We start from the raw sequence: 7992 nt of genomic DNA, 5'->3' as shown, positions 1-7992 counted from the left end.
ATTACGAATCACCGTCACCGGTATATTTTTCGGCAATTTGGTTAAAAACTCCGCCCACTCTTGTTGGAAATGATCCGCTTGAGATTCGTTGCTATCAATCATCAACAACACATGATCCGCTTGCTCGATTTCATCCCACGCTCGTTTGATCCCGATTTTTTCGACTTCATCACTCGCTTCACGTAAGCCTGCTGTGTCAATAATATGCAACGGCATACCGTCTATATGGATATGCTCACGCAATACATCCCGTGTTGTACCCGCAATATCGGTGACAATCGCTGCTTCACGTCCTGCTAAAGCATTTAACAAACTGGATTTACCGGCATTAGGTTTACCGGCAATCACGACTTTCATCCCTTCACGTAAAATCGAACCCTGTTTTGCTTCTTGGCGAACATGGGCAAGTTGCGCAATGATCTCATTCAATTTGGCTTCAATTTTGCCATCAGCAAGGAAATCAATCTCTTCATCAGGGAAATCAATCGCTGCTTCTACATAAGTACGTAAATAAATGACCGAATCGACTAACGCATGGATTTTATTGGAAAACTCACCTTGCAAAGATTTCAATGCAGAACGTGCTGCCTGCTCGGATGTTGCGTCAATTAAATCGGCAATCGCTTCAGCTTGGGCAAGATCGAGCTTATCATTTAAAAAGGCTTGCTCGGAAAATTCTCCGGCCCGAGCAATACGCACGCCCTTGACCTTTAAAATACGGTTGAGCAACAGATCTAAAATCACCTGCCCACCGTGTCCTTGCAATTCAAGAACATCTTCCCCCGTAAACGAATTTGGCGCTTTAAAAAACAGGGCGATTCCCTGATCTAATACCGTCCCGTCTTCATCTTTAAACGGTAAATAATCCGCCATGCGTGGTTTGGGGCATTTACCTAATACGGCTTGAGCGACATCCGCCGCCAATGGCCCTGATACCCGCAAGATCCCGATACCGCCACGCCCGATAGGTGTAGCTTGTGCAACAATGGTTTCTTTCATTTAATCCTGTTCTGTTTTGATAAAAATTGGGATATTGTAGCACCATTTTTATCAAGTTATGGAGTATAACAAATGCACTTTGCCGAATATCAACAATGGGTTCGTGAGTTTTATCAACAGCAGGGCTGGTATGACCGAGAAGTATTTAGAAGGTTGGCTTATTTAACAGAAGAAGTCGGGGAGGTGGCTTGTGCGGTCAGAGCGATTGAAATCGGTCGCGAGCGACCGGATGAAATTGAACAGGCGTTGCTTACTAAGCGTGAAAACCTGATCGAAGAATTGGGGGATGTTTTTGATAATCTATTTATTTTGGCGGACAAGTACGAGATCTCAATTGAAGAAGTGATGAGTAAACACCAGGTAAAATTTATTAAACGTTATCTAACAAAATTGGGGTAAATAATAAATATTATCAAATATATGTTTAATTTATTAAAAAAATTACATTTTAAATTAGAAAAATTATTGATTGAAATAAAAAAATCTAATATCTTTATACCCACTGAATTTGAGTAACTTTTTATGATAAAAATAATTAGGATGTGGGTATATGGCAACGTTGTATGACGGCTCATTTGAGCGTGAGAATTGTGGGTTTGGCTTGATAGCCAATATAGATGGGGTGCAGAGCCACAAGGTGGTTCGTAATGGTATTTTAGGTTTATCTCGTATGCAGCACCGTGGGGCAATTTTGGCTGATGGCAAGACGGGTGATGGTTGTGGTTTGTCTTTGCAAATGCCTGAAAGCTTTTTTCGTGCGATTGCAGCGGAGAGTGGTTTTACCTTGGCAAAGATTTTCGGTGTCGGGCAGATTTTTTTACCGCATGATGAAACCTTGGCAAAAACCTATATTGATATTATCAATGAAGAATTAACCCAAGAGACTTTAGGTATTCCTGCGTGGCGTGATGTGCCAACCAATCCGTCTGTATTGGGTTCCATTGCGTTAGCGGATATGCCAAGCATAAAACAGGTGTTTATTAATGCACCAAGCGGTTGGCGTGTACAGGATTTGCAACGCCGTTTGTTTGTGGCTCGCCGTCGTATTGAGAAACGTATTGATCATCCTGATTTCTATATTTGTAGTTTTTCCAATCAAACCATTGTTTATAAAGGCTTGTGTATGCCGAAAGATTTGCCGAAGTTCTATTTGGATTTGGCGGATTTGCGTATGCAGACGGCAATTTGTTTGTTCCACCAACGTTTTTCAACCAATACGCAACCACGTTGGAAATTAGCCCAACCGTTCCGTTACCTTGCTCACAATGGTGAAATTAATACGATTTCGGGCAACCGTGCATGGGCGAGGGCGCGTGCTTATAAATATCGCACACCGTTAATTCCCGATTTACAAAGTGCAGCACCGTTTGTGAATGAAACAGGCTCGGATTCCAGTTCGTTGGATAATATGTTGGAGCTGTTTGTCAGCGGTGGTATGGATTTGTTCCGGGCGATGCGTTTACTTGTGCCACCTGCATGGCAGCAAAACCCGGATATGAGTGACGATTTGCGTGCGTTCTATGATTTTAACTCAATGCATATGGAGCCGTGGGACGGTCCTGCGGGGATCGTTTTAACCGATGGTCGTTATGCTGCCTGTAACCTTGACCGCAATGGTTTACGCCCTGCTCGTTATGTGATTACCCAAGATCGTTTGATTACCATTGCGTCTGAAGTGGGCATTTGGAACTATGCTCCAGATGAAGTGGTGGAAAAAGGGCGTGTCGGACCAGGGCAATTATTAGTGATTGATACCAAAAAAGGCAAATTATTGCATTCTGATGAAATTGACAATGAAGTCCGTGCAAGACACCCTTATCGTGAGTGGCTGAATAAACACGTTCAGCGTTTAATTCCATTTGAACAATTACCTGAAAACGAAGTCGGCGAAGCGACGCTTGATGAACAGCAGCTCAAAATTTATCAAAAGCAGTTCCTCTACGATAAAGAAGAATTGGAAAATGTGATTCGCGTTTTGGGTGAAAGCGGACAGGAAGCGGTCGGTTCAATGGGCGACGATACGCCTTTTGCCGTGCTGAGCGAACGCCCGCGTATACTGTTTGATTACTTCCGTCAATACTTTGCACAAGTGACCAATCCGCCTATTGACCCGTTGCGTGAAGCTCACGTCATGACCTTGGCGACCAGTATCGGTCGAGAAATGAGTGTCTTCTTTGAAGCGGAAGGGATGTCTCATCGGGTGAATTTTAAATCACCGATTTTAGTCTATTCCGATATGCAACAGATTTTGCGTTTACCAGAGGAACATTATAAACATTTCGTTTTAGATGCAACTTTCAATCCTGAACAAACGAATTTAAAACAAGCGATTGAACAGTTATGTGAACAGGCAAAACAAGCGGTGCGTGACAAAACCGTGTTGTTGGTTGTATCCGACCGCAATATCACGGTAGAACGCCAACCTATTCCGAGTGCCTTAGCGGTGGGAGCGTTGCAAACCTGCTTGGTGGAAGCCAACTTGCGTTGTGATACCAATATTTTGGTGGAAACGGCAGAAGCGCGTAACCCTCACCACTTTGCTGTGTTAATCGGTTTAGGAGCGACGGCAGTTTATCCGTATCTGGCTTACGAAACTATTGCCGATATGGTGCAAAAAGGCGCAATTAACAAACCGCTTCGAGTGGCAATAGCAAACTTCCGCAACGGTATCAACAAAGGCTTATACAAAATTATGTCAAAAATGGGCATTTCTTGCGTATCGTCTTACCGTTGTGCCAGATTATTTGAAGTAGTTGGTTTAAATAGCGAAGTCACCAACCTTTGCTTCCCTGGTATTACCAGCCGTATTGAAGGCGCAAGTTTTGCAAATTTAGAACAACAACAGACCGCTTGTCGTAAACGGGCATGGAGAAACAGCCAAGACATTGAAATGGGCGGTTATCTCAAATATAAACCGCAAGGCGAATACCATGCTTATAATCCTGATGTGGTGAACACCTTGCAAACGGCAGTAAATACCGGCGATTATGAGAAATACAAAGCCTTCCGTGATGTGGTAAATAGTCGCCCAATTACTACCATCCGCGATATGTTGCGTTTAAAAACCGAAGCAGGCAAGGCGATTGAACTTCACCGTGTTGAACCCGCGGAAAACTTATACAAACGCTTTGACAGTGCGGCAATGTCTATCGGTGCATTAAGCCCCGAAGCCCACGAAGCCTTAGCAGTGGCAATGAACCGCTTAGGTGGCTATTCCAACTCAGGTGAAGGCGGTGAAGATCCGAAACGTTATGGCACAGAAAAAGTGTCGAAAATCAAACAAGTGGCATCGGGTCGCTTTGGCGTTACTCCTGCTTACTTAATGAGTGCCGAAGTCATCCAAATCAAAGTAGCACAAGGGGCAAAACCAGGTGAAGGCGGTCAATTACCGGGGGATAAAGTCACCCCATACATTGCCCAACTTCGCTATGCCGTACCGGGTTCAACCTTGATTTCGCCACCGCCACACCACGACATTTACTCGATTGAAGACTTAGCACAGTTGATTTTCGACTTAAAACAGATCAACCCGAAAGCCTTAATCTCAGTCAAACTCGTTTCCTTACCGGGTGTTGGTACTATTGCGACAGGGGTCGCCAAAGCCTATGCGGATTTAATCACCATTGCAGGCTATGACGGTGGCACAGGGGCAAGCCCATTAACCAGCGTGAAATATTGTGGTTCACCGTGGGAGCTTGGCTTGGCAGAAGCTCAACAGGCTTTGGTGGAAAACAATCTTCGTCATAAAGTTCGTTTACAAGTCGATGGTGGTTTGAAAACAGGTTTAGATATTGTCAAAGCGGCGATTTTAGGGGCGGAAAGCTTCGGTTTTGGTACAGCGCCAATGGTCGCACTTGGTTGCCGTTACTTACGTATTTGCCACTTAAACAACTGTGCAACAGGCGTGGCAACACAAGATGATACTCTGCGCAACCAGCACTATCACGGCTTACCGGAAAAAGCGATGAACTACTTTAAATTTATCGCCCAAGACGTGCGTGAAATCTTGGCAGAACTTGGTGTAGAAAAATTAACCGACTTAATCGGTCGCACCGATTTATTAGAAATCATCAACGGCAAAACCGCTAAACAACAAGGTTTAGACTTGGCTAAATTGCTCTATTCGCCAAAAGTGCCAGACGGCAGTAGCCGTTTCTGCACCCAAGCCAACCCTGCTTTTGACCAAGGTTTATTGAATAAAGCGATTGTGGCACACGCTCAAAATGCGCTTGAAAGCGGTTTGTCTGCGGATTTGGATTTCGACATCAGCAACTTAGACCGCTCTGTGGGAGCAACCCTTTCAGGCTTGGTGGCACAACGCTACGGCAACCGTGGCAATTTGTTGCAAACGTTCAATATCAACCTAAACGGCACAGCAGGACAAAGTTTTGGCGTGTGGTTAGCGGGCGGTGTAAACCTGAACTTAACGGGTGATGCCAACGACTATGTCGGCAAGGGTATGGCAGGTGGTCGCATTGTCATCAAACCACACAATGGCGTTGCCTTTAAAGCTGAAGAAGCTGCTATTGCAGGTAACACTTGCCTTTACGGAGCAACAGGGGGGGAACTCTTTGCATCGGGTCGTGCAGGCGAACGCTTTGCCGTGCGTAACTCGGGTGCGTTAGCCGTCGTTGAAGGCATTGGCGACAACGGTTGTGAATATATGACAGGCGGTGTGGTTACCATTCTCGGCAAAACGGGGATTAACTTTGGTGCAGGCATGACGGGCGGTTTCGCCTATGTGTTCGATGCAGACGGCAAATTTGCCAACCGTATTAACCCTGAACTGGTTGAAGGATTGAGCATTAACGATTTGCCAACACACCAAGAGCATTTGCGTGGCTTAATTTCTCGCCACGTAGAACTCACTCGCAGTGCGATTGGCGAACGTATCCTTGCCAACTGGGATGATTATGTCGCTCGCTTTGTCTTAGTGAAACCTAAAGCAAACGACATTAATGCCCTACTAGGACATAAACGCCGTGCATTAGATGAGCTGGGTGTGATTGTGCAGTAGAAAGTGAAAAGATGAAGATGCAAATTTCCCTCTGAACAAGCTCCCCTCTTTAGTAAAGAGGGGCAGGGGGAGATTTGTTAAAAAGAGATAATGAAGACAAAATGCGAATTAAAGAATGATGAGAACCATACAAATCTCTCACTTCGACATTTCGTCTGCCAAATCTCCCCTAACCCCTCTTTGCTAAAGAGGGGGATTGTTAGAAGGAACACAAAAATGAGCCGTGATAATGTTTACCAATTTATTGATTTGCCCCGTGTCGATCCGTCAAAAATTCCATTAAGCAGCCGTAAAACCGAATTTATTGAGATCTACCAAATATTTAGCCAAGCACAAGCCGAGTCGCAAGCCGACCGCTGTTTAGAGTGTGGAAACCCATATTGTCAACACAAATGCCCGTTGCACAACAATATTCCCAACTGGCTACGTTTAGCAAAAGAAGGACGTATTATTGATGCTGCTGAGTTGGCGCATAGTACCAACAGCTTACCGGAAGTCTGCGGGCGCGTTTGCCCGCAAGACCGCCTATGTGAAGATTCTTGCACCTTAAATGCCGAATTTGGCGCGGTAACCATTGGTAATGTCGAGAAATACATCACCGAAAAAGCCTTTGAAATGGGCTGGCGACCAACAGTTAAAAATGTACCTAAAGCTCACAAAAAAGTCGCGATTGTCGGGGCTGGTCCTGCTGGATTAGGCTGTGCAGACGTGTTAATCCGCAACGGTGTTGATGTAGTGGTGTATGAACGCCAACAAGAAATCGGTGGCTTGCTCACCTTTGGTATTCCATCATTCAAGTTAGAAAAAAATGTAATGAGCCGCCGCCGTGAGATTTTTAGCGAGATGGGCATTGAATTTAAACTGGGCGTAGAAATCGGCAAAGACATCAGCCTTGACGATTTGGTCGCTCAATATGATGCGGTTTTCTTAGGCGTTGGCACCTATCAAGGTATGAAAGCCAATATTCCAAACGAACAGGCTCAAGGCGTTTATTCCGCCCTACCATTCTTGATCGGCAATACACAACATTTGCTCGGTTTTGATGCTCCTGATTATGTATCAATGGAAAACAAGAAAGTGGTGGTATTAGGTGGTGGCGATACCGCAATGGACTGTGTAAGAACATCGGTGCGTCAAGGTGCAGCAGAAGTCACCTGTGTTTATCGCCGTGACGCAGCCAATATGCCAGGTAGCCGTAAAGAATACAGCAATGCCAAAGAAGAAGGTGTCGAGTTCCAATTCAACGCTCAACCCGTAGAAATTGAAGCCGAGCCTCTAGCCGTTGAAACCGACCAATCAGGCAAAGTAACAGGGATTAAAATCGTCAAAACCCAACTGGGCGAGCCCGATGCCAACGGTCGCCGTCAAGCCGAAATCATCGAAAGCAGCGAAGAAATCATCGCTTGTGATACGGTTATCATCGCTTTTGGCTTTGCTCCACACACCATGCCATGGCTTGCTTCTATCGGCGTAACCACCGACAAGTGTGGCAGAATTGCAACAACAGGCGAACTCAAACAACAAACCGCCAATCCAAAAGTCTTTGCCGGTGGTGACATCACTCGTGGCTCCGACCTTGTTGTTACCGCCGTTGCCGAAGGGCGTGATGCGGCACAGAGCATTATGGAGTATTTAGAAGTATAAATTCTACTTATCTTCAATAAAAATCAGCCGAATGGGTAATACCAAACTCGGCTGATTTCTTCAGCTATCACTTTTAACAAGCGGTCGGTTTTAGCAGATAATTTGCAAATTTCCTCTCGATTCTGACCGCTTGTATGCGTTTCGAAAACAAAAAGCGACCTTTCGGCCGCCTTTTCTCGAGATGACTAAGTATTACGCATAATACATCTCAAACTCCACCGGATGCGGGGTCATATTCAAACGTTCGACTTCTTTACGCTTCATCGCAATATAGGTTTCAATGAAATCTTTGCTGAACACGCCGCCTTGGGTTAAGAACTCGTAGTCTTGCT

General features: G+C 45.1%; 5 protein-coding genes. 3 read left to right on the top strand and 2 right to left on the bottom strand.

Translation table 11 applies throughout. The features are described from left to right. A partial coding sequence (gene mnmE, locus ACEYJ7_RS04115) for a tRNA uridine-5-carboxymethylaminomethyl(34) synthesis GTPase MnmE (protein WP_373777791.1) occupies positions 1-999 on the bottom strand: 999 nt, incomplete at its 3' end. A gap of 72 nt (positions 1000-1071) precedes the next feature. Between mnmE and ACEYJ7_RS04110 the strand changes: the two genes are divergently transcribed. From ACEYJ7_RS04110 to ACEYJ7_RS04100, 3 genes are all read left to right on the top strand, one after another. Continuing rightward, a complete protein-coding gene (locus ACEYJ7_RS04110) occupies positions 1072-1398 on the top strand; it encodes a MazG nucleotide pyrophosphohydrolase domain-containing protein (RefSeq protein ID WP_373777790.1) in 327 nt (108 codons plus the stop codon). Positions 1399-1549: 151 nt separating this feature from the next. Beyond that, positions 1550-6016, top strand: coding sequence for a glutamate synthase large subunit (gene gltB, locus ACEYJ7_RS04105; protein WP_373777789.1), 4467 nt, complete (start codon positions 1550-1552; stop codon positions 6014-6016). Positions 6017-6232: 216 nt separating this feature from the next. After that, complete coding sequence (locus tag ACEYJ7_RS04100) at positions 6233-7660, top strand: FAD-dependent oxidoreductase (RefSeq protein ID WP_373777787.1); 1428 nt, start codon at positions 6233-6235, stop codon at positions 7658-7660. Between the two features lie 192 nt (positions 7661-7852). Here the strand turns inward: ACEYJ7_RS04100 and ACEYJ7_RS04095 are convergent. Further along, positions 7853-7992: hypothetical protein (locus ACEYJ7_RS04095; protein WP_373777792.1), on the bottom strand; the 140-nt coding region annotated here is incomplete at its 5' end.

The sequence above is a fragment of the Glaesserella sp. genome (assembly GCF_041814905.1).
Classification (GTDB): domain Bacteria; phylum Pseudomonadota; class Gammaproteobacteria; order Enterobacterales; family Pasteurellaceae; genus Glaesserella.
This window is presented reverse-complemented; position numbering and strand designations above follow the sequence as displayed.

Excerpts from the sequence above, each read along its gene's own strand:
- ACEYJ7_RS04110 (WP_373777790.1), top strand. The coding sequence starts at position 1,072 with ATGCACTTTGCCGAATATCAACAATGGGTTCGTGAGTTTTATCAACAG.
- ACEYJ7_RS04100 (WP_373777787.1), top strand. The coding sequence starts at position 6,233 with ATGAGCCGTGATAATGTTTACCAATTTATTGATTTGCCCCGTGTCGAT.
- gltB (WP_373777789.1), top strand. The coding sequence starts at position 1,550 with ATGGCAACGTTGTATGACGGCTCATTTGAGCGTGAGAATTGTGGGTTT.